The organism is Hymenobacter glaciei (assembly GCF_039539585.1).
GTDB classification, from domain to species: Bacteria; Bacteroidota; Bacteroidia; order Cytophagales; family Hymenobacteraceae; genus Hymenobacter; species Hymenobacter glaciei.
Map to the genome: position 1 here is coordinate 84377 of NZ_BAABDK010000001.1, position 20089 is coordinate 104465.

Genomic DNA, 20089 nt, shown 5'->3' on the forward strand with positions numbered 1-20089 from the left:
GCCTGAAAAAGCCCCGACAATACTTAATGCAAGTGTTTTTCGGGGCTTTTTCTCGCTCAGGTGCTTCCTCCGCTTCGCCAGTGGCTGGCGAATAATTTTCTCACTGTGGGCTAGGGCCAGCAATGTCTTTTGTAGCTTTCGGGCATGAAATGTTTACCTGTTTTCTTATTTCTTGGTATTGCTCTTTCGGCCTGTTCACCGCAAAACCCAACGCAGAAAGCCGTACCGGGCTATTTGAAAACCAAGCTTAATGACCCTGCCAGCTACGAGCCGGTGCGGTGGGGCACAGAAAAACCGTGGCGCAAATCCGATGCCGACCTAGCTGCAGCGGCTACGCTGGAGGCCTCTTATAGAGCACAGGTCATGCGTGCTGAACAGGGCCTCGATAGCTTACGCAGCAAAGCTGTTAAGCGCGGTTCCAAAATGGAGGACGATATCAAGCGGCGGATGATGGCTGCAGCCGGGAAAGCCGATAAACTTGAAGAAATTGGCCAGCGGCTGAAAGAAAGCACCGATACAACCCGGGTTGGTACCGTTGTCTGGCATGTATACCGGTCCAAAAACAAGCTGGGGGCATTGGTTCTTGACAGCGCCCGCTTCGTGGTGGGAAAATCGGGCACCGTATTAGCGTATTAATCCACCGTGCTATTTTGACGGCTGGGCGTGTCAGGCAGCGTGTGTAGGCGTAGCGGCGGGAATTGTTCTATTCCATCGCGTAAGAAAAAAGCTCATTTCCGATTTGGAAATGAGCTTTTTCTATCCATTAGAATAAAGTAGTGTCGGCTAGCGGTGCAGGAGCTTGCGCAGCTTGGCGTAGAGCTCGGGCTCTTCGAACGGCTTGGCCAGGCAGTCGTTCAGGCCGGCGGCGAGGTAGCGCTCGTGGTCGCTGCGGAAGGCGTTGGCGGTGAGGGCCAGGATGGGTACGCTGGCGCGCACCGGGTCGGGGTGCTGGCGCAGGTGGGCCGAGGCCTCCACGCCGCTCATGCCAGGCATTTGAATGTCCATCAGCACGGCGTCGAAGGGGCCGTCGTTCTCGAAGCGGTCGAGCCCATTGAAGCCGGTTTCGGCCTCTACCACCTCAATGCCCCAGTTCTGCATCGTCCAGGCCGCTACCATGCGGTTGATTTCGTTGTCTTCGATGAGCAGCACACGCGCGCCTTGCAGCACGCCGGTGTCGAAGTTGTCGGCCGGAATAGGTTCAGGAGCGTGCTGGTCGGCTTTGGGCAGGGTGAGGGTGAAGGCGAAGGTGCTGCCCTCGCCCGGCGTGCTTTCGACGGTGAGGGTGCCGTTCATTTGTTCGACCAGCGCACGGCTGATGCTGAGGCCCAGGCCCGTACCGCCAAACTGCCGGGCAGTGTCGGCGTACGCCTGGGTGAAGCTTTCAAAAATGCGGGCCACCACTTCCGGAGCCATGCCCACGCCGGTGTCGCTCACCTCGAAGCGCAGCGTTAGCTCGTCGGCCGTCTCGGCCAACGCTTCGCTCGTAATCAGCACCTGCCCACCGGCCGGGGTAAACTTAATGGCGTTGCTGACCAAGTTGAGCAGTACCTGGTTGAGGCGCAGCGCGTCGCCCACCACGGGCGGGTAGGGGGCCGAGGGCCGGTGCATCACGCAGGCAATGCCTTTGTCGATGGCTTGCAGCGACAAAGGCTTCACTGCCTCTTGTATTGAGGTGGTCAGGTCGAACGGCTCGGGGTTTAGCTCCAGCTTGCCGGAGGTAATTTTGGCCATGTCGAGCACATCGTTCAGCACCGTGAGCAGGTGCTGCCCCGAGCCCCTGATGATGCGCACGTATTCGCGCTGCTCGGGGGTGAGCGACGTTTTAGCCAGTAGGTTGGCCACGCCCAGCACGCCGTTCATGGGCGTGCGGATTTCGTGGCTCATGTTGGCCAGGAAATTTTCGCGGGCGCGCACGGCGGCTTCGGCGGCTTCTTTGGCGCGCTTCATCTCCTTGCTGGCCAGCACGCGCTCGGTGATGTCGTGGCCGTGCGACACGATGTAGGGGTCCTGGCCGGGTTCGCGCACCACGTAGTTGTGGTAGTGCAGGTAGCGTAGCTGGTCGCTGCCGCGGGGGTACACCGGCAGCACGCCCTCGGCCTCACCGGTCTGGGCAATCTGTTGGAGATAAAACGGAAAGCCTTCCCGGTCTTCTTCCGTCATGTGTGCCGTTACGGACGTGCCCACCATTGCGGCGGCATCTTCACGCAGCAGCCGGGCCAGGGCCGGGTTCACGGTCCTCACGGTGCCCTGCATGTCGCAGGTTCCGATAAGGGCCTGGCCGTAAGTCATCAGGTCGCGGTACTGCTTTTCGCTGCGCTCGAGGGTGTGCTGCACGTGCTTCAGGGCAGTGATGTCGGTACTCACGGCCAGCACCTGCACGGTGCCATCGGGCCGGTGCAGGGGGCGGCGCACGGCATAAAACCAACGCGTGCTGCCATCGCTGAGCGTGAGCGACTCCTCCAGCGTAACTTCTTCGCCGGTCGCGAGCACCTGCGCATCGAGCGCCGCCGACTTTTTGAGCTCGGCAATGGTTTGCGGAGGCATGGGTCGGGGGCCACTGAGCGGCGAAATCTCCCACAGTGCGTACATGGCCTGGTTGCCAAACACGAGTTGCTGGTTGGCATCGCGCACCATCACCGCCGACGGAATGGTGTCGAGCAACTGTTCCATAAACTGCTGGTTTTCGCGCAGCTGCAAGCGGGCGGCTTCGCGCTCGGTCACGTCGGCAAAGTAGAGGTTGGCGTGCCGCTGCCCGGGCAGGGGCACCACCGATACGTCGTAATTGTACTCGCCTACCTGCAGCTCCAGCTGCTGAGGGGTGTTCTGGGCCAGGGCCTGGCGGGTACCCTCGCGGAGGATGTGTTGCACCCGCACCCGCTCGGCCCGGCTTAGGTGACTGCCTAAAGCGCGAGCGGCCGTATTGGCGTAGAGCTGCTGCTGGTTGGCCCCGATGCGCACCACCGGGTTGGGGTTTTCGTCGGGCAGGTAGGCCAAGGCTTGTACGGCCTGCTCGTTGGCCTGCGCGTAGGCCAGCGCAGCCGTCAACTCATTGATTCTTTGCTCCGCAGCAGCCAGGGCCCGGGGGTAGTCAATGTTAACAGATGAATCAGCAGCAGGAGTAGTCATATTCAGCACGGCGTCGGAAAGGCCGGTTAAATGTACTACCAGGGCGCCATGCTTGCGCCATATACCGTTAGTAAGTGGCCTTAACTCGGCAGTAAGTCAATCCAGCCGTCCTCGCTCACCACCACCGCTAGCACCGGGTACTTGCTGCTGTTCACGTAGCGCAGGGCCGAATTGTACCGCGAACCCCGCGACGAGTCGCCCTTAGCCGTTGCCAGTCCGTCGAGAATAGCCCCAATGGCGTGGCAGATGCCGTTGGGCTCGATGAGCACGGCCCCGTCGATGTTGGTGACGAGGCGCAGCACCGTCGGCGTCATAATCCGCGGCACCACCCGGAAACACTGCCGCGTGAGGCGTTGCGCTTCGTGTGCTGCCCCGGCGCTGATGACGAGGATGGTGCCATTGGGCTGCGTGGTGGCCTTCTGAGCCAGGTCCCAGAGGTAGTCGCTGCTGTCCACGCTCAGTTCCGGGAACACGATGCGGATGACCCGGGCAAAGTTGTCGGCCGCCACCTGGCCCTGGGGCAGGCGGGGCGTGTTGCTCACCACGCGCATCAGCACGTGGCCGGCGTGGCTCACCTCCCAGCTGTAGTGGTTGGTGAAGTGCACCGTTACCAGGGGCTCAAACTGCGAGTCGGACTGCGGCACCAGCTGGCCCAGGCCAAATACGTGCGAGGCGTCCGAAATTAGGGCCGTGTGGCCCTCGCTCAGCTCCAACAGCTTGCGGATGGAGCGGTGGTCGCGCATGGGTACCGGCGTTTCAAGCGTAAGCACGGGCACCACGGCCGGGTGCAGCCGCCGGCTCACCAGCATGGTGCCGATGGCCTCGTCGCCCTCGTGGCGCAGGGCGGCCACACCGTTGCAGGCATCGTAGAGGCCGTGGGTGCCGGCCGGGGCCACGCGCAGCATCAGGCGGCGGCCCGCCGAGCGCAGCAGCTCGTTGTAGTCGCGGTCAAGCACGGGCTGGTCGTTGTCGGCGGTATCGGCCTCGCGCAAGGCCCGGGAGCAGTCGTGCATAAACTCCAGCACCGCCGCGTGGGGCAGGTTGATGGGGCGGCCGTTGCCGGGCTTGGGCAGGGAATAATACCCCTCGTAGCAGTCGGCGGCTAGCTGCAGCACCACGGTCACGAGGTAGCCCTGCAAGTTCACCGGTGCCGAGCAGAAGGAGCGGCGGTTCTCTCCAAGGGTGGCGGTAAGCTCGTTGAGGGTACTTTCGGTGGCCTGGCACACCAGCTCGTACCAGTGCTGTTTCTCGGAACGGTCGTGGTCGTTGGGGTGCAGGTGGTACACGGAGCCCTGGGGCCCAGCGTTGGCTTCGAGGGTGGCCGCGCGGTTTTTCACGTGCCGGAAGTCGGCGGGTGAGTAGCGGTGCGAAGCAGGTTCGAGCACCACGGCCTGGGGAGCCTCGGCCTCGCGCCCGGCGGCAAAGCCCAGCAGAAAGACCTCGGGCCGCAGGCTGCGGTCGAGCAAATTAAAAACTCCCTCGGCAAAGAGTTGAGCCGAGACGCGAAACAAGCTTTGGTGTTCCCACATAGACGATAACCGAACGGCCGCCCCCCGCTGCAGGCACGACTTCGCCCCGAACTACGGAAAAATACCCTTAGTAGTGGTGTTTCAGAACAAATTTCCTGTTCGGTGCTTCTATTGCTGCCCGCGCCGACGTATCTTCGGGATGCCCCGGCTGCCGTCGCAGGTTCGTCTTCATCCTCTTACCCCGCCCGCCTATGTTGTTTGTCGACATGCTGTTCGTGATGGCGGTGGCCATTTCGTTTATTCCGATTCTAACGGGCTACTGCGCCCAGAGCCGGGGCCGCTCGTTTTGGCTGTGGTTTGCGCTGGGGTGGCTGTTGCCGTTTGCCTCATTTTTCCTGCTCTTCGCCCTCATCGCCCGCGATGAACTGAACCCCGGCCGCCGCCTGCTCGGCGAGGCCCGCCAGATTCTGCGCGAAGCCGAAGAAAAAAGCCGCGTGCGAACCGAATCCTGAACCTAGGATAAACTGCCGTTCAGGCCTCGCCAAGCTTCGTCTACTGTTTCTATCAGGCTGTTGTTTCGGCGGTTTGTTCACCGCCCGCTATGGCCCGGGCCACCCATGCGCCCGTGCTGAAGCAGCCCTGCAGCAAATAACCGCCCGTGGGCGCTTCCCAATCGAGCATTTCGCCGGCTACATAAGTGCCCGGGCGCTGCCGCAGCATCAGGTGCTCGTCCACAGCGGCGAAGGAGATGCCCCCAGCCGTAGAAATGGCTTCGTCAAGCGGGCGCAGGCCGCTAACCAGAATAGGCAACGCAGTGATGAGCTCCGCTAACTCCTCGGCGTTCAGGGTAGCGCAGTCGGGCCGAAGCTCGCGCAGCAGCGTGGGCACGGGTGCGGCCAGATGCAGGGTTTTCTTCAGGAAATCGGCAAAAGAGGCTTTTGCGCGCGCCTGGCGCAGCTTCTGGAGCAACGCCCCGAGGGGCAGGTCGGGTTTGAGATTGAGGTGCAGAATGGCTGGCTCCGCGCTGGCCGGGGCGGCGCGCAGTGCCGGTGTCAGGGCGTATACGGGCGTGCCCTCCACGCCGTACTCCGTCAGCATGAGCTCGCCACGCACGGCCAAGCCACCATTCACGCTTAGGGCAATGTTTTTGAGTGGCGCACGCCCCACTTTCTCCCGGAAGAATGTCGACCACGCCACTTCGGCTCCGCAGTTGCCGGGCGCAAAAGGCACAGTGGCAACCCCAATATCCTGCAACAGGGGTACCCAAGCGCCATCGGAGCCGGTTTTGGCCCAACTGGCGCCGCCCAATGCCAGCACCGTAGCGTTGGGCTCAATAATGAATTCCCGGCCCGCTTCCTGTCCCGCGCTTTCATCGCGCAGCCGCACGCCAGTGCTCCCGGCAAAGCCCAGCCAGCGGTGACGGGTAAATATTTCCACCCCCAGCGTCCGCAAGCGGTTCAGCCAGGCGCGCAGCAAATCAGCTGGCTTGTGGGCAGCCAAGGGGAAAATGCGTCCGCTGGTGCCCACGAAGGTGTCGATGCCCAAATCAGCCGCCCAGACGCGTAAATCGTCGGCTGAAAAATGGGTAAGTAGCACCGAGAATCGGGCCTGTTCCGCTCCGTAGCGGTTGGCGAAACCAGCCAGTTGCTCGCTGTTGCTGAGGTTGAAGCCGCCGTGGCCGGCCACCAGAAACTTTCGTCCCATGGTAGCCTGGGCCTCAAATAACTGCACGCGGTGTCCCGCCTCGGCCAGTCGCTGCGCCGCCATGAGCCCGGCCGGGCCGCCGCCGATTATCGCTACGCTCAATGAAGAATGAAGAATGAGGAATGAAGAATTAAAAGTGAAGGAAAGCAAATGAACAACTCCACAAAAGTAAATTCCTCATTCCTCATTCCTCATTGAGCGTAGCGTCAGGCTTCGCTTTCCTGGATGAGTTGGCGGCGGTAGCGCACTAGGATAGTCGATTTTAGAATGAAGCCGAGGTAGTGGCCGTCTTCCTCGCACACAGGCAAGGCCCAGGCCCCGTAGCGGTCGAGCAAGGCCAGGGTGTGCTCCAGGTCGTCGGTGGGGCCCACCACGGCGGGGGGGGGCTTCATGAGCTCGCCCACGGTGGTGGTGCTGTAGTGGGCATCGTCGAACAAGGCATCGCGCACCGAATCGAGCGATACCACGCCCAGCAGGCGGCCACCCGCCGCCACCACCGGAAACAGGTTGCGCGACGCGTGTCGGAAAACATCGACCAGCTCGCCCAGCGTGGTGGTGGGCCGCACCGGCATAAAGTCGGTTTCGAGCAGCTTGCGCGGGTCGAGTTGGGCCAGCAAGCCACGGTCGCGGTTGGCGTACACGTCGACACCCCGCGCCGTGAGCTTGCGGGTATACACCGAGTAAGGCTCGAAGTACTTGGTAATGAGGTAAGACGAAGAGCTTACCACCATCAAAGGCACAAACAGGGCGTAGCCACCCGTGATTTCGGCAATGAGGAAGATGGCCGTGAGCGGCGCGTGAATAACGCCCGCCAGCGTACCGGCCATGCCCAGCACCACAAAATGCACCTCCGGAATGTGAATGACGCCACTTAGGTTGATGAGCCGGGCGAAGAAGAACCCCGCCAGCGCCCCCGCAAACAGCGACGAGCCGAACATGCCGCCGTTGCCGCCGCCGCCTACGGTAATGCTCGTGGCCACTACCTTCAGGAGCATGCTGAACAGCACCAGCACCAGCAGCAACCACGGATTATTGTCCTGATAAACTGAGAAGATGCTGCCGTCGGTGATGTGCTCGGCGTGGCCGCGCAGCAGCAGCTCCACCGTGTTGTAGCCTTCGCCGTAGAGCGTCGGAAACAGGAAAATCAGGCCACCCAGCATGGCCCCCGACACCAGCACCTTGCGCCAGTTCAGCCCCGGCCAACGCTCGAAGAAATGCTCGAACCACGCGTAGGAACGAATCATGTATACCGAGAAGAAGGCCGTGAATAGCCCCAGCAGTATATAAAATGGCACGGCATTCACCGGCCAACTGGTGGTGATGAGCACGAACGGCTGGCCCGCGTACAGCGCCTTCGATATTACCGTGGCCGTGGCCGAAGAAATCAGCAGCGGAATAAAATATTGTGCCGGCAACTCAATCAGAATGGTTTCGACGGCAAACAGCACCCCCGCAATGGGCGAGTTGAAGATGGCCGCCACGCCCGCCGCTGCCCCGCAGCCCGTGAGCAGGCGCCGCCGCCGCCGGTCCAAGTGCAGCACGCGGCCGGCATTGGAGCCCAGGGCCGCGCCCGTTACCGAAATGGGTGCCTCGGTACCGGCCGAGCCGCCAAACGTTACTGTTAAAAAGGCCGTTATCAGCTGCGAATAGAGCTTGGAGCGCGGCACTACGCTGCCCTCGCGGGCCGTGTTGTAGATAATAGGCGCAATGCCCCGCCCCAGTTTGCCACCCAGAAACAGCTTGGTAAACAGCGCTGTGAGCCCGATGCCCACCACCGGATAAATCGACAGTGCAAAAACCCGTTTGGGCTCCGTAATGCCGCTACGCAGCATTTCCTGGCCCCAGCGCACCGACGTTTTCAATAATACGGCGGCCAAGCCCGCGGTGGCGCCCACCAGCATGCTTAAAATGAGCATGTACATCCGTTCGCTGATGTGGCGTGCCCGCCAAACGAGCAGCGGGCGCAACAGGCGGTGAACGGCGTGATGGGGCATAAACGGCGGCGGTAAATGGACGCATCAACAGCAACGCAAATTTCGGGCCGGCGGATGCATGCCAACCCTTGCATTTCCACTATTAGCTAGCCCGCCGCCGGCCGGCCCAAGCCGTAGCTCTGCTTCAGGTGCCGGGCCAGGTTGGGCAGGTTGGCGTCGTGCGGGTAGAGCAGGTTGCGCCACAGGCTCTGAATGAGCAGTAATAATTGCAGCGTCGTGAGCTCGGGGCTCGGGGCGCCCACTTCGACGAAGGCCTTTTTCAGCAGGTTATCGATGGGGCTCATGAACCGCTGAAAATACTTCTGCACCAACGGCCGGTTGAATTCTTTGTCCTGTACTTTCCAGAAATCCGGCTCGTCGTGCACCAGCTTGTAGGGCAAGTCGATGACGTTTTCGATGAGGATGCGCGGGTCGTTCTCGGCCAAAATGCCCCGATTGGCCTCCACAATGCGCCGAAAGCCCTGCTTAATGAGGTATTCGAACAGCTTTTCCTTGCTCAGAAAGTACTTGAATAGCAGGGCTTCCGATACGCCTGCCTGACGGGCAATGAGGGCCGTGGAGGTGTTGTCGTAGCCTTTCTCGCCGAAAAGCTGCAGGGCTGCCTGCTCGATTTTGGAATGACTGGTCATGGCCGGGCCCAAGTAAATGAAACGGCAAATAACAACCTGAGCGCGCAAAAGCAGGGTCGGCTTCGCGTAAAGCAGGGGAGAGAACCGCAAAAGAAACTGTTCCGGAACCACCCAAAAGCGAGACAGCCGGCTAAACCGACGCGTGGTCGACTTAGCCGGCTGCAACACGTTGAAACCCGGGTAACGTAGCTTCCTGCAAGCAGGAAGACCGAACGGCTTTCAACTTATATTCTCCGGATGGGGTGGGAGTCACCCGGAAAAAAGAGTATGGAAAATTTGGGAATTAGAAACCACCAGTGAACTGGTTTCCGGTACTGCAAGCAAAGGTAGGGTAACATGCAGCGTTGCGCGATGAGTATAACCTCACTTATGAGTAAGTGCGCACTCACTGTGCTTATTGCCAGTGCAATAATTTCCAGCAATCGATAGCGGAATTCCTTGCTTACAATTCCATGATGTCCTCGTTCCAGAGTGTGGGCTCGTCTTCGATGAACTCGTTCATCATGTCCACACACTCCTGCAGGTTGAGGTCAACCACTTCTACGCCGTGGCTTTCGAGGAAGGCCCGCGACTCGCCGAACGTGCGCGACTCGCCCACCATCACCTTTGGGATTTTGAACTGCACGATGGTGCCGGCGCACATGTAGCAGGGCATCAGCGTGGTGTAGATAACGGTGTCGCGGTAGGTGCGCTGGCGGCCGGCGTTGGTGAGGCAGTCCATCTCGCCGTGCTTGATGGCGGAGTCTTCCTGCACGCGCTTGTTGTGGCCCTGGCCAATGATTTTGCCATCGCGCACGAGCACCGAGCCGATGGGAATACCTCCCTGCGAACGGCCCAGGCGGGCTTCGTCGATGGCGGCTTGCATGAATTCATCCATAGTAAAAAGAGTTAGCGGGTTAAAGAGCGTTGCGCCGATTGGCAAGCAGGAGCAGCCCCAGCGGCACCACAAAAGAAGCTAGGGCCAGCACTAACAGCACCACCTCGCGGTTCAGATTCAGGACTACCGACGGCACTAGCAGCGCTAACTGCCAGGCCAGGCTGAGTTTAACGATTCGACGGCTGATGATTGGTGCAGCGCCGCTGGCAGCGGTGGGTGGTGCTAACCACGGAAATACGCGTGCCAGCCCGGTGAGCAACATCAACGAAAAGCCATTGATGATAAGGAAGGCAAGTGGAGCGAATAAAACAGCGAGCACAGGGCAGGGACCGAAGGGTTTAGCGTGCGCAAATGCCTTTGTAGGGGCAGTACTCGCACTTGGTGAAGTCGTCGGTTTTGCGGATGGGCTCGGTGGGGTCCAGAATGCGCAGCACAATTTTACGCACCAGCGCTTCGGAAACGGCTAAGAAGTCTTCGCCACCCTCGGTGAGGAAGCTGAGGTCGGCCGAGAGCAGGCCTTCGTCGATGTTGCGAAGCGAAAGGATGGCCGTTTCGGCCGTTTCGCGGTTGGCGGTGTGGGCCAGCATGAGGCGGTAAAGCCAGAGCTGGCGCACCTTATCGGCGCTGCTGCTGGCTTCGTGTAGCAGGCGGTCAACGGCTTCGGCGGGGCTGAACTTGTCGCGGTAGCCGCGCAGCTGCAGGTCGCTCTTTTTCACGAGCCCCGACTTGTAGTCGACCACGCGCAGGCGGCCGTCGGGAAGTTCGTCCACGCGGTCGGCGAAACCAAACAAGCGCACTGCCAGCGGCTCAGGCTGGCCGGGTACATCGACGAATACGGTGGCTGCCAACTCTTTCTCCAGCCCGAACAGGCGAATGGGGAGCAGGCCGGGCTGTTCCGTGAGGCTTTCGAGCAAGCGCACCACGAGGCGCGTAGCCACTTGGCCATACACGTGGTTCAGGCCTTCATCGGCGCGAGCGTGCTTCTCGGTTTCTTCCTGGCGCAGGGCCTTTTGCACCTCGGCCGGAGCTTGCCTGATAAGCTCCGGGATGTCATCGGCTGTAATCGGGCGGGCATCCTGCTCGAACGGCAACATCAGGTTTTCGAGGGCCTCGTGCACCATGGTGCCGAAGCTGCTGGCTTCCAGGGTCTCCTCCACCGCGTCGTTTTCGTGGAACCGGGCCACTTTCGAGAAGTAAAAACGCAGCGAGCAGGCCAGGAAATCGTTGAGGCGCGAGGGCGAAATATTGCGTTCGAGTACACCGCGCAGGGCGGCCAGCATTTCGGGGTCTTTCTCCAGAACGAGGTCGCCTTCGTAAGGGTCCACGCCGACTTCTACATCCGGTCCGGCTACGGCAACTGTCAAATCCTCCAGGATAAGCTGGGGGTTTTGGGGCAGCAAGTCGTTCTGCAGCTGCAGCAGAAACCGGCTGCGCTCACCGCTCTTCATGCCTTCGGCGCCGGGCAGCACGTGCACCAGGTCGACGCGCTGGGCCCGTTGCAGCAGCCGCCAGAAATTGTAGGCCGTGATGGCTTCAGCATCGGCATAAGTCGGCAGGTTGGCTGCCATGAGCACATCGTAGGGAAACAGCGACTGTTGCTTTTTGGGCGCCGGCAGCACGCCCTCGTTGCAGCTGAGGATAATGAGGTGGTCGAAATCGAGGGCGCGGGTTTCGAGCAAACCCATTACCTGCACGTCGGCCAACGGCTCGCCCGAGAAAGGCAGGCGGGTACGGCCCATCTGCTCGTACAGAAAGCGGCGGAACGAGCGCACCGACAGGCGCTGCTCGCGGCAGTCGAAAGCCGAATCGAGCTGCTTGACGAGGGTATAGAACAGGTACAGGTATTCGGCCCCGAGGCTGGTCTCTCGGTCGGTCGTGGCTACTTCGGCCGCATATACCTGGCGCAGCAGGTCGATGACGGTGTAGCAGGCAGCAATGATGTCGTCGCAGTTGTTCCAGGTTTTGAACAGCGCCTCCACGAGCGGGTGGTGCGCGCCAAGGCGCAGTAGCTCTTCGGCGGGCAGCAGCACGGCATTCAGGCGCACAATTTCGCGGCAAATCTGGTCCAGCACGCCGTGGTACTGGGGCTGGTGGGCCTGCTGGTCCTGCCACTGCTGGTAGCGGCGCAGAAAAGGGTGGCTGAGCAGCTTGCTCACGGCCAGGTGATGGTAACGGGGCACGCCGTAGCCGGTTTCGGCGCTGCCTTCGCGAATGCCCGTGAGGTGCACCTCAAACAGCAAATCGACCAGGTTGAACAGCGGCGTGGCCTGAAAGCTAAGGCCCATGGTCACGTTGTAGTCGGGCACCTCGTCGGGTGGCAAGCCGTGCAGCACGGGCAGTAGCAACGTTTCGTCGGGCAGCACCACGGCCACAGTCGCATCGGGGTAGCGCTGGCGGGCCTCGGCCAGGAGCTGGCCGGCCAGCTTGCCCTGCATGCTGGGGTTGGCCACGCCCAGGTAGCGCACGTGGTGGGGCATGCCGCGCAGCCATTCCACGCCGCCCCCAAAGGTGTCGAGGGGCAGCTTCCACTGCTCGAAGTAGCGGCGCAGGTGCTGGCCGGCGCGGTTGGGCGAGTCTTTTTCGAGGTAAAAGGGGTCAGCATCGAAGCGTATTTCGGCGCGGCCAACATTCAGCAGCAGGCGCACCAGCTTCTCTTCCGACTTCGACAAATTACCCAACCCCACAAATACGTGCACGGCGGGCGTAGGCGCGGCGGGGTCCTGTAGCTGCTTTTCCAGCCGCTCCACGGCGCGGCGGTAGGCCAGGCCAGGGTAGGCGAGGTGGTTGGCCAGCATGCGCTTTTTGAGCAAGTGGTACACCCGTTCGAGCTGGTTCCAGAAGCCGAAGGAGTGCGCGGCGGCCTGGCTTTTGGGTGGCAGCTCGGCTAGGTCCCACCGCTCAAGGGCTTTGGCCTCGCTCAGGTACTCAAACACCTTGTGGGTGTCGGCCAGGTTCTGGTCGAGGTTGGAGAAGTCGCTCAGCAGCAGGCCGGCCCAGCCCACGAACTGGTCGAAATTTAGCCCGGTGTCGATGCCCTTCAGAATGTCGTAGAGCAGCAATTGTAGCGCAATAGGCTCTTCCACCTGCACACCGGCCAGCTCCACCATGTAGTCTTCCATCGCGGCCACGCGCGGGGCCCACAGCGGCTCGCCCATGGGCAGGGCCAGTGCCAGTTCGTTCTTCAGGTACACCACCGCCCGGCGCGTGGGCACCACCACAATGATGTCCGAGAGCTCATCGAGCGGGCCCGAGCCGTAGCGGTCGAGCAGCTGGCGGGCGATGGTGGCCAGGAAAGAGGCCGGCCGCTCGGGAAGCGCAGCCGGAAGAGCAGCAGGGTAGGAGGCAGGGCGGGCGGGCATCGACGTAAAGATACCGGAGCGGGCCCGGATGCCGGGGTCTATGCCGGGCCTAACCCGGCCTGTTCGAGCAACTCCTACGCCGTTGTTAGCTCACCGCGCATGAATTCGACCAGCAGCTCGGTGAGCTCGGGGCGGGTGTGGGGCCGGGGCACAAGCAGTGCCGCCCCCTGGAGCCGCACCGGAGCCAGCAGTTGGCGGAGGTCCTGGGCTTGCGCTGGCCGGAAGGCCAGGGCATTGTTCGCGAAGCTGCTCGTTTCGCTGGGGCCTTCGCCCAGCACCTGGCAGTTGTAATGGCGCGGGTCGGCCACGATGTGCTGGTAATAGAGGTCGCGCACGGCCTCGCGCGGGCCCTCGAGAGCCTGCAGAAAGCGGCCATCGGGGGTATAGAGCAGCAGGCCGGTGATGTGGTGGCGTTGGTTGCGAACGCGGGATTTATCCAGCAGTTCCTGCAGCTCTTGGGGCTCGAAAGGAATCAGCGAATAACTCTGATAAATAAGCTGGTACAGGCTCATAGGCATCGTCGTAGGGAATACGATTACGAAACGAACAACAAAGCGGGTAGCCGGCAACCAGAAGGAAAGCAACCAGGATGCTAGAAGGCGGAGGAGGACAATATTAATTAAAAATGGTAAGAAGTCAATAGGCTGCAGGGGCTATTTTTAAATTTTCGTTTCGCACTTCCTGCGGTATGCTGCTCCCTGCGGCTGTTGGCGTACATTTCCGCTGCTAATCCCTGATTTTATTTCCTTTTTTGCTACGCAATGAAACCATTTGCCCTGGCCCTGCTGCTGGCCGCGCCCGCCGCGGTGGCCCAGACCACGCCTGCCGTTATCCCCGCGCCCGCGCCTCTCGCTCCGGCGCCCGACCCGGCCTGGCACAAGTCCGTCAAAACGGGGCTGGGGCTGAACGAGTCCTTGCTGAGCAGCAACTGGCGCGGTGGGGGCGTTAATAGCATCGGGTTCAATGCATTGTTCAACGCCAAGGCCAACCGCAAAGTCGGCCCGCACAACTTCGACAACGAGGCTGACCTGCTCTTTGCCTTCTCGCAAACGAAAGGGCTGGGTTACCGCAAGGGGCAGGACCGGCTCTTTCTGGACACCAAGTATGGCCGGGCCCTTACCGACCGGTGGGACATGTTTTTGTCGTTGAACCTGCTCACGCAGTTTGCTCCCGGCTATAAATACGATACCGACGCCGCGGGCAACGCCCGCGCCCGGCTTACGTCCGATTTCTTTGCGCCGGCCTTTCTAACGGCCGCCTACGGCTTTGAATACCACCCCACTACTTATTTCCATTTGCGCCTGGCCCCTTTTGCCCCACGCCTGACTGTGGTAACCCGTGCTGAGCGTTTTGTGGAGGCCCTCGGCGACAGGCCCTACGGCGTGAACCCCGGCCATAGCACCCGCTTCGAGGTGCTGGCCGCCCAAATTCTGGCCGAATACGATAAAAACCTCAGCCCCACCGTCAACATAAAGACGCGGTACGTGCTGTTTGCGAATTACGAGCACCTCAACCTCCAGGAAATCGACCACCGCCTCGACCTGGCCCTCACAGCCAAGGTGGGCAAATATGTGAACGTAGCCCTGAACGGAATTGCCCTCTATGACTACGACCAGGACCACGACGTGCAGTTCTCGCAGGGGCTCACCATTGGCGTGGCCTATGCTTTCCAGAACTACGTGGATGCGAAGAAGTAGGAGATTGAGTCGAGATGCCTGGATGGCTTGGCCTGTTATGAGCGTGCCGTTGCCATGCGTTTGCGAACCGCGGCTTCTGCATGCAATAGCAAGTTGACAGCACTGATAAGGACAAACGGATAGGCGATGGCAAAATACCGGGCATCAACTAAGTGCAGTATAAAGCAGAATAGACCAACCAGGTAAATTGGAATGGCTTTCACAGCAAAGGCAACAAATTGGCGCCGCCACCCTACCATCAGAGTGCCCGCCATACCCAGTGCCACTACCAGCAGGTACCACAAGTGAACCAGGATTTTAAGGCCCTTTTGCCCGGGTGGCAGCTGGGCGAACGGCTGCTGAAACAAGTAGTCGCCGGGATGCGCCAGCACCATGCGGTACATCAACTTAAAAGGATTGAGCAGAAAAGCCCGCACGGGCCGTCGTTGCTGATACGCCTGCTTTTAGGCAACCAGCGCGCGGCTGGCTTTGGCCGCAGCAGCCGCGCGGATGGAAGGCAGTTGCGTGCTATCCTGGGCTACACCCAGGTTCCGTCGCACGAGCAGCAGCGAGTCGTAGGTGTAGGCCGGGGGGGCGAACTTACTGGCTTCACCCCGAAAATTCGGGGCCGGGTCGGCCATGGGCTTGTAGAACCACGCCATGTCGCTGGCCTCATTCCACCAGGCGTGCTCCTCGCCGATTGCCCCCATGAAACCGTTCAGCTCGAGTAGGCCCGGAGCATTCTTATACCCAGCCCAGGTATTGCTTTGCAAAGGGACCAGCGAATGGTACCAGGGCCAGTTGCGGGCCATCCAAGCGGCATCAGCTATCAGTAAGGGCAGGAACAGTAAAGTGCCCCGCAGCATGTAGCGCGCCAGCCGTGCCGGGACCCGGCGCAGGCCCAGCAATAACGCTTGCCCCCAATACCAGCCCGCTGCAAGCCCCAGCACCGGCGCTAGAAAAGGCCGCAGAAAAATCATCCAAATCAGGAAGCCGCCGGTGCACAGCAGCCAGCCGGCGGAAGCCTGCCGTTGTGCCCGATGAAATGCATAAATGCCAATAATCAAGGTGCTTATAGCAAAACTCTCGGTGAGCAGCCGGATATCGAAAACCGTGGTGAACGTATTGGCCGCGAAAAGCAGCACCGTCCATTGAAAGGCGGTGCGGCGCTGCGTGGCTGCTTGTGCCAGCTGCCCCAGGCAATACAGCGCGCATAAGCTCAGCAAAATTTGCAGCAGCACTACGCCGTCGGCTGCCCCGCCGGGGCCAAATCCAAGCCGCAGTGCCCCGTAAACTATTCCATACCCGGGCATGCGGCCGGCGTAGGTTTCAAGCCGGCCCAGGTCCTGAGCATAGGTACCGTACCTGATGAGGTTCTCGATGGGGTCGAGGTAGGAAAAGGTGTCGCCGCCGCGCACTGCGAAAATCCCGGTGGTCGTAGCCGTGCCGCTCGCCAGCCCCGGGTGGATAAGAAAGGTCAGCAGCAGTTTAACGCAACATGCGCAGCCAAAAAAAAGCCACTCTTTGCGGGTTGTATTCATCAGCAGGAGGTGGTAGTGAGCAAAGAAGTCCGGCGGGAAATATATAGCAGGAAAGCGCTAGCGATGCATTGGGCGTAGCGTTTTGGGGTGTCCACCCTGGCTTTCTCCTCGAGCCCAGGCGGCGGTTGCATGACTTTAAGCTCTTCGGCCCGGGCAAGCGAACAGCGGCCCAGACCAGCCCATTTGTAAACGCGCTGGGCAACCTGCCCAAGGCGAAGACCTGGCCCGTGAGGAGCCGTACGCGCAGGTCCTCGGGCTGGGCGTTATCGGTGGAGTTCAAAACAGCAGTGCCTGTAGCAGCGCAAGAGCCGGGAAAGGCCGACGCTTTTTTTTGGGGTTGGGGCCCTGCTGCTACTGGCATGAATGCTAGTTGGGCTTCGGGCCGTAAAATTTTGTTCCCTTAACGTGTTGCTTCTCTTCTAGCTCGCCAAAATGCACCGGGGGCCGTTGTTTTTGCTTTACAAAACGCAGGTAGGAGGCCAATAACCTTTTTGCTGCGGGGGTTCCTTCGCGGAGCGTTTCGTCAATTTCGTAAGCAAAGGCTCTGACGAACAGTGAGTCGTTGCCAAAGTTGCCGAACGTGGCTATTTTGGCTTTATTCAAATTCGTTGGTTCATCAAGTGCTGGCGCTATGAGCTGATATGTCAGCGTTGACGCATCCCATTTGTAATAGGCGAGGTCGGACCCCTGCACGAACGGAATTTCCGGGTGGGCGGCCCAACTCATCTCGTGGTCAAATACCGCACCTGGGAAAAATGAGTATCGATAACTCGCCGCAATAGCATCCTCGTAGGTGCTGTTAAACTGGAGCCTCAAGTCAACTTTCTGATTCAGGTACAGGCCCCACCCATAAATCGAAGCGCGGTTGGTTAGCTCCAAACAGCCGTGCACCTTATTGCCAATTAGTTTATAAAATCGATACGAATCGCGGTAAATTCCGGAGCCTCGGTCTTGGAGAAAACGCACATAAAAAGTTTTGTGTGCAGAAGGAGTATTCGCGACAAGTAATTCCGGCTCTTCATTATGAACGAAGATGGATTCGTGGTGGAGCAAATACCACGAATTGCCTATCATTTTAAACACGAATAGCATGGGTTCGCACCGTGCATAGCGCAAAATGCCAATTAATTCTTCCCCGGGGTCCTCATCAAGGTTGAGAAATAGCGGCGTTAATTCCGCCGCTGGTCCGGGCTCCATGATGCCTTTGCCAAGGTGTGGAGCTTCACTCGCACAGTCCAGCGTATCGGGCTTCACGAACTGCTCGAATTGTTTCAGTAGCGGTAAGTTGTCCTGCTTATAGTTGTATTTGCGAACCTTCTCAATCCACTCAGTCGGTACTTTATTCCCTGTAAATTGCTCTTACTCCTTGACGGGCGAAGCGCACTGCGTAAAGCAGAGCATAAATAAAAAGCAGCTACTTATTCTGAGACAATTCATTTCAAAAGAGTATTTGAAAGTCTACTACCGCAGGGCGTAAATACGCTCAATTATTTCCACCACTTTCAAGCCTTCCAGTGCATTGGTGGTGGCGTGGCTGCGTTGCTGCACGGTCTCCACCACGTTTTCGATGACCTGCACGTGGTTGGCCGCCGAGCCCTGGAAGGGGCCATAGTCGTTGGCGGGGCTGGTGGGGGGCAGCACCGGCATCTGGTAGTCCTGCAGGTGGCAATACTCTACCTTGTCCATGTACTGGCCGGCAATGCGCAGGCTGCCGCGCTCGGCCACCACGGTGAGGGAGCTTTCGAGGTTACGGTCCCACACGGCGGTGCTATAGCTGAGCGTGCCGCTGCCGCCACGCGCGAGGTCGAAGGTCACAAGGCCGCTGTCTTCAAACTCGGTCAGGCCTTCGTGGGTGAAGTCGCGGAAGCGGGCCGAAATATTGGTGATGTCGCCAAACACCCAGTACAGCAAATCGACGAAATGGCTGAACTGCGTGAAGAGCGTGCCGCCGTCCAGGGCCTGCGTGCCCTTCCAGCCGCCGGGCTGGTAGTAGCGGGCGTCGCGGTTCCAGAAGCAGTTCAGCTGCACCAGAAACACCTGGCCCAGGCGGCCCTCGTCCACAATCTGCTTCAGCCAGGCGGCAGGCGGGGAGTAGCGGTTCTGCATCACGCCAAAGGCCAGCCGGCCGGTTTGTCGGGCCGTTTGCACAATGGCTTCAGCGTCGGCTGAGTGCAGGGCAATGGGCTTTTCGATGACGACGTGCAGGCCGTGATGCAGGCCGGCCATTGCCTGCCGGGCGTGCAGGCCGTTGGGCGTGGCCACGGTGAGCACGTCGGCGGCCGGGCCGTTTTGCAGGTATTCTTCGAGCGAAGCGAAGAAAGGCACGTCCGGAAACTCCGCGGCCAGGCTGGGCTGTAGGTCGCTTCGAACATCAATCAGCGCAGCCAGTTCGGCGCCATGGTGGCGGGCAACCAGCGTGGCATGGCGGCGGCCAATATGGCCCACTCCACAGATGGCGAAGCGGACGGGAAGGGAAAGGTTGCGCACGAAACAGAATTAACTCCCAAAGAAAGCCCTAATGCTCCCGATTATATAATCCTGCTGCTCCGCCGTCAGCAACGGATGGATGGGCAACGACAGCACCGCACCGCACAGCCGGTCGGCTACCGGAAATTGCCCGGCGCGGTAGCCCAAATAAACATAGGCGGGCTGCGCGTGTATCGGCAGCGGGTAGTAAATCATGGTGGGCACTCCCAGCCGGCGTAAGTGGTTTTGCAAGTCGTCGCGGCGGTCGGCTTCGGCTACCTGAATGGTGTATTGGTGATATACGTGGGTGCTGCGCGGGTCGCGGGCCGGCAGAATGAGACCGGGCACGGCGGCCAGGCCTGCGTCGTAACGTGCGGCCACGGCTTGGCGCGCAGCCGTATTGTGTGGCAGCTGCCGCAGCTTCACGCTCAGCAAGGCGGCTTGCAGGGTATCGAGGCGCGAGTTGAGACCGATGCGCTGGTGATAGTATTTCTGGCTTTGGCCGTGGTTGGCCAGTTGGCGCAACAGGGCGGCGCGGACCGGGTCGCGGGCAGTAAGGGCGCCGCCGTCGCCGAGGCAGCCCAGGTTTTTAGATGGGAAGAAGGAAGTGGTGCCCACCTCGCCCACAGCACCCGCAAAGGCAGTTTCGCCGCTTTCGAATTGAAAAGTGGCCCCAATGGCCTGCGCGTTATCCTCAATCAGGGCCACCCCGTGGCGGGTCGCCAGCGCACGCAAGGCTTGCAAATCGGCGCACTGGCCGAACAAGTGCACGGCGATAATGGCCCCGGTGCGGGGAGTAAGGGCAGCAGCCACGGCGGCCGGGGCGAGGTTGAAGGTATCGGGCTGCACCTCGGCCAGCACGGGGCGCAGGCCCAGCAGCGCCGCAGCCTCCAGCGTGGCCACGTAGGTGAAGGCGGGCACAATGATTTCGGCCCCGGCTGGTAGGTTCAGGCTCATCAGGGCCAGGGTGAGGGCATCGGTGCCGTTGGCGCAGGGGATGACGTGAGCGCCGCCCAAATACTCACCCAGCTCCCCCACAAACTGTGCTACGGGTGGGCCCTGAATGAAAGCTGCTGATTTCAGCACGTCCGCCATCGCCTCGTTCAGGGCCGGCTGCAGCAGCGCGTGCTCGGCGGCCAAATCGAGGAGTTGGATAGGGGAGGACGGGGCGGGAAGAATCAAAGGAGTAGCGAAGAATTGCCGCCAAAGATACCGGCCGAACGCAGCCAGTTAAACTTCCCGGGCCGA

At 60.6% G+C, this 20089-nt stretch carries 17 protein-coding genes; 3 read left to right on the forward strand and 14 right to left on the reverse strand.

All coding sequences use genetic code 11. The annotated features are described in order from the left end of the window. Positions 1–144 precede the first annotated feature (144 nt). Positions 145–636, forward strand: a complete 492-nt coding sequence (locus ABD837_RS00390; RefSeq protein WP_345049021.1) for a hypothetical protein — start codon at positions 145–147, stop codon at positions 634–636. A gap of 147 nt (positions 637–783) precedes the next feature. On the opposite strand, the gene ABD837_RS00395 is transcribed toward ABD837_RS00390, so the two are convergent. Beyond that, positions 784–3126: an ATP-binding protein gene (locus ABD837_RS00395; RefSeq protein ID WP_345049022.1), complete on the reverse strand. Its 2343-nt coding sequence runs from the start codon at positions 3124–3126 to the stop codon at positions 784–786. Positions 3127–3206: 80 nt separating this feature from the next. Continuing rightward, positions 3207–4655 (reverse strand): diadenylate cyclase, encoded by a 1449-nt coding sequence (locus tag ABD837_RS00400; protein WP_345049023.1) that lies wholly within the window; start codon positions 4653–4655, stop codon positions 3207–3209. A gap of 191 nt (positions 4656–4846) precedes the next feature. Between ABD837_RS00400 and ABD837_RS00405 the strand changes: the two genes are divergently transcribed. Then, on the forward strand, positions 4847–5107 hold the full coding sequence (locus ABD837_RS00405; RefSeq protein WP_241934269.1) for a hypothetical protein: 261 nt from the start codon (positions 4847–4849) through the stop codon (positions 5105–5107). Positions 5108–5159: 52 nt separating this feature from the next. On the opposite strand, the gene ABD837_RS00410 is transcribed toward ABD837_RS00405, so the two are convergent. The 7 genes from ABD837_RS00410 to ABD837_RS00440 all read right to left on the reverse strand — a co-directional run bounded on the left by ABD837_RS00410 (position 5160) and on the right by ABD837_RS00440 (position 13676). Beyond that, on the reverse strand, positions 5160–6401 hold the full coding sequence (locus ABD837_RS00410) for a BaiN/RdsA family NAD(P)/FAD-dependent oxidoreductase (protein ID WP_345049025.1): 1242 nt from the start codon (positions 6399–6401) through the stop codon (positions 5160–5162). A gap of 104 nt (positions 6402–6505) precedes the next feature. Then, a complete protein-coding gene (locus ABD837_RS00415; protein WP_345049026.1) occupies positions 6506–8293 on the reverse strand; it encodes a chloride channel protein in 1788 nt (595 codons plus the stop codon). A gap of 86 nt (positions 8294–8379) precedes the next feature. Continuing rightward, positions 8380–8922, reverse strand: coding sequence for a TetR/AcrR family transcriptional regulator (locus tag ABD837_RS00420; RefSeq protein ID WP_345049028.1), 543 nt, complete (start codon positions 8920–8922; stop codon positions 8380–8382). 442 nt (positions 8923–9364) lie between these two features. Next, a complete protein-coding gene (locus ABD837_RS00425) occupies positions 9365–9799 on the reverse strand; it encodes a nucleoside deaminase (protein ID WP_345049029.1) in 435 nt (144 codons plus the stop codon). Positions 9800–9818: 19 nt separating this feature from the next. Continuing rightward, positions 9819–10118, reverse strand: coding sequence for a hypothetical protein (locus tag ABD837_RS00430; protein ID WP_345049030.1), 300 nt, complete (start codon positions 10116–10118; stop codon positions 9819–9821). 19 nt (positions 10119–10137) lie between these two features. Continuing rightward, positions 10138–13158 (reverse strand): PD-(D/E)XK nuclease family protein, encoded by a 3021-nt coding sequence (locus ABD837_RS00435; protein ID WP_345049032.1) that lies wholly within the window; start codon positions 13156–13158, stop codon positions 10138–10140. A gap of 74 nt (positions 13159–13232) precedes the next feature. Next, positions 13233–13676: a BLUF domain-containing protein gene (locus ABD837_RS00440; RefSeq protein ID WP_345049033.1), complete on the reverse strand. Its 444-nt coding sequence runs from the start codon at positions 13674–13676 to the stop codon at positions 13233–13235. 243 nt (positions 13677–13919) lie between these two features. Between ABD837_RS00440 and ABD837_RS00445 the strand changes: the two genes are divergently transcribed. Continuing rightward, the gene (locus ABD837_RS00445; RefSeq protein ID WP_345049034.1) at positions 13920–14855 is read left to right on the forward strand and encodes a DUF3078 domain-containing protein; all 936 of its coding nucleotides are present in this window, start codon (positions 13920–13922) and stop codon (positions 14853–14855) included. 35 nt (positions 14856–14890) lie between these two features. Here the strand turns inward: ABD837_RS00445 and ABD837_RS00450 are convergent, their stop codons facing one another. The 5 genes from ABD837_RS00450 to ABD837_RS00470 form a co-directional block, all read right to left on the reverse strand. Then, positions 14891–15238, reverse strand: a complete 348-nt coding sequence (locus ABD837_RS00450) for a hypothetical protein (RefSeq protein WP_345049035.1) — start codon at positions 15236–15238, stop codon at positions 14891–14893. 60 nt (positions 15239–15298) lie between these two features. Then, positions 15299–16375, reverse strand: coding sequence for a hypothetical protein (locus tag ABD837_RS00455; RefSeq protein ID WP_345049036.1), 1077 nt, complete (start codon positions 16373–16375; stop codon positions 15299–15301). A gap of 366 nt (positions 16376–16741) precedes the next feature. After that, the gene (locus tag ABD837_RS00460; protein WP_345049037.1) at positions 16742–17629 is read right to left on the reverse strand and encodes a hypothetical protein; all 888 of its coding nucleotides are present in this window, start codon (positions 17627–17629) and stop codon (positions 16742–16744) included. Between the two features lie 207 nt (positions 17630–17836). Further along, positions 17837–18862, reverse strand: coding sequence for a Gfo/Idh/MocA family protein (locus tag ABD837_RS00465; RefSeq protein ID WP_345049038.1), 1026 nt, complete (start codon positions 18860–18862; stop codon positions 17837–17839). Positions 18863–18871: 9 nt separating this feature from the next. After that, positions 18872–20023 (reverse strand): DegT/DnrJ/EryC1/StrS family aminotransferase, encoded by a 1152-nt coding sequence (locus ABD837_RS00470; protein ID WP_345049039.1) that lies wholly within the window; start codon positions 20021–20023, stop codon positions 18872–18874. Positions 20024–20089 lie beyond the last annotated feature (66 nt).

What these genes read in the sequence shown, in the direction of transcription:
- ABD837_RS00405 (WP_241934269.1), top strand. Translation starts at nt 4,847, where the DNA reads ATGTTGTTTGTCGACATGCTGTTCGTGATGGCGGTGGCCATTTCGTTT.
- ABD837_RS00455 (WP_345049036.1), bottom strand. Translation starts at nt 16,375, where the DNA reads ATGAATACAACCCGCAAAGAGTGGCTTTTTTTTGGCTGCGCATGTTGC.
- ABD837_RS00390 (WP_345049021.1), top strand. Translation starts at nt 145, where the DNA reads ATGAAATGTTTACCTGTTTTCTTATTTCTTGGTATTGCTCTTTCGGCC.
- ABD837_RS00450 (WP_345049035.1), bottom strand. Translation starts at nt 15,238, where the DNA reads ATGTACCGCATGGTGCTGGCGCATCCCGGCGACTACTTGTTTCAGCAG.
- ABD837_RS00400 (WP_345049023.1), bottom strand. Translation starts at nt 4,655, where the DNA reads ATGTGGGAACACCAAAGCTTGTTTCGCGTCTCGGCTCAACTCTTTGCC.
- ABD837_RS00435 (WP_345049032.1), bottom strand. Translation starts at nt 13,158, where the DNA reads ATGCCCGCCCGCCCTGCCTCCTACCCTGCTGCTCTTCCGGCTGCGCTT.
- ABD837_RS00440 (WP_345049033.1), bottom strand. Translation starts at nt 13,676, where the DNA reads ATGCCTATGAGCCTGTACCAGCTTATTTATCAGAGTTATTCGCTGATT.
- ABD837_RS00445 (WP_345049034.1), top strand. Translation starts at nt 13,920, where the DNA reads ATGAAACCATTTGCCCTGGCCCTGCTGCTGGCCGCGCCCGCCGCGGTG.
- ABD837_RS00425 (WP_345049029.1), bottom strand. Translation starts at nt 9,799, where the DNA reads ATGGATGAATTCATGCAAGCCGCCATCGACGAAGCCCGCCTGGGCCGT.
- ABD837_RS00395 (WP_345049022.1), bottom strand. Translation starts at nt 3,126, where the DNA reads ATGACTACTCCTGCTGCTGATTCATCTGTTAACATTGACTACCCCCGG.
- ABD837_RS00420 (WP_345049028.1), bottom strand. Translation starts at nt 8,922, where the DNA reads ATGACCAGTCATTCCAAAATCGAGCAGGCAGCCCTGCAGCTTTTCGGC.
- ABD837_RS00415 (WP_345049026.1), bottom strand. Translation starts at nt 8,293, where the DNA reads ATGCCCCATCACGCCGTTCACCGCCTGTTGCGCCCGCTGCTCGTTTGG.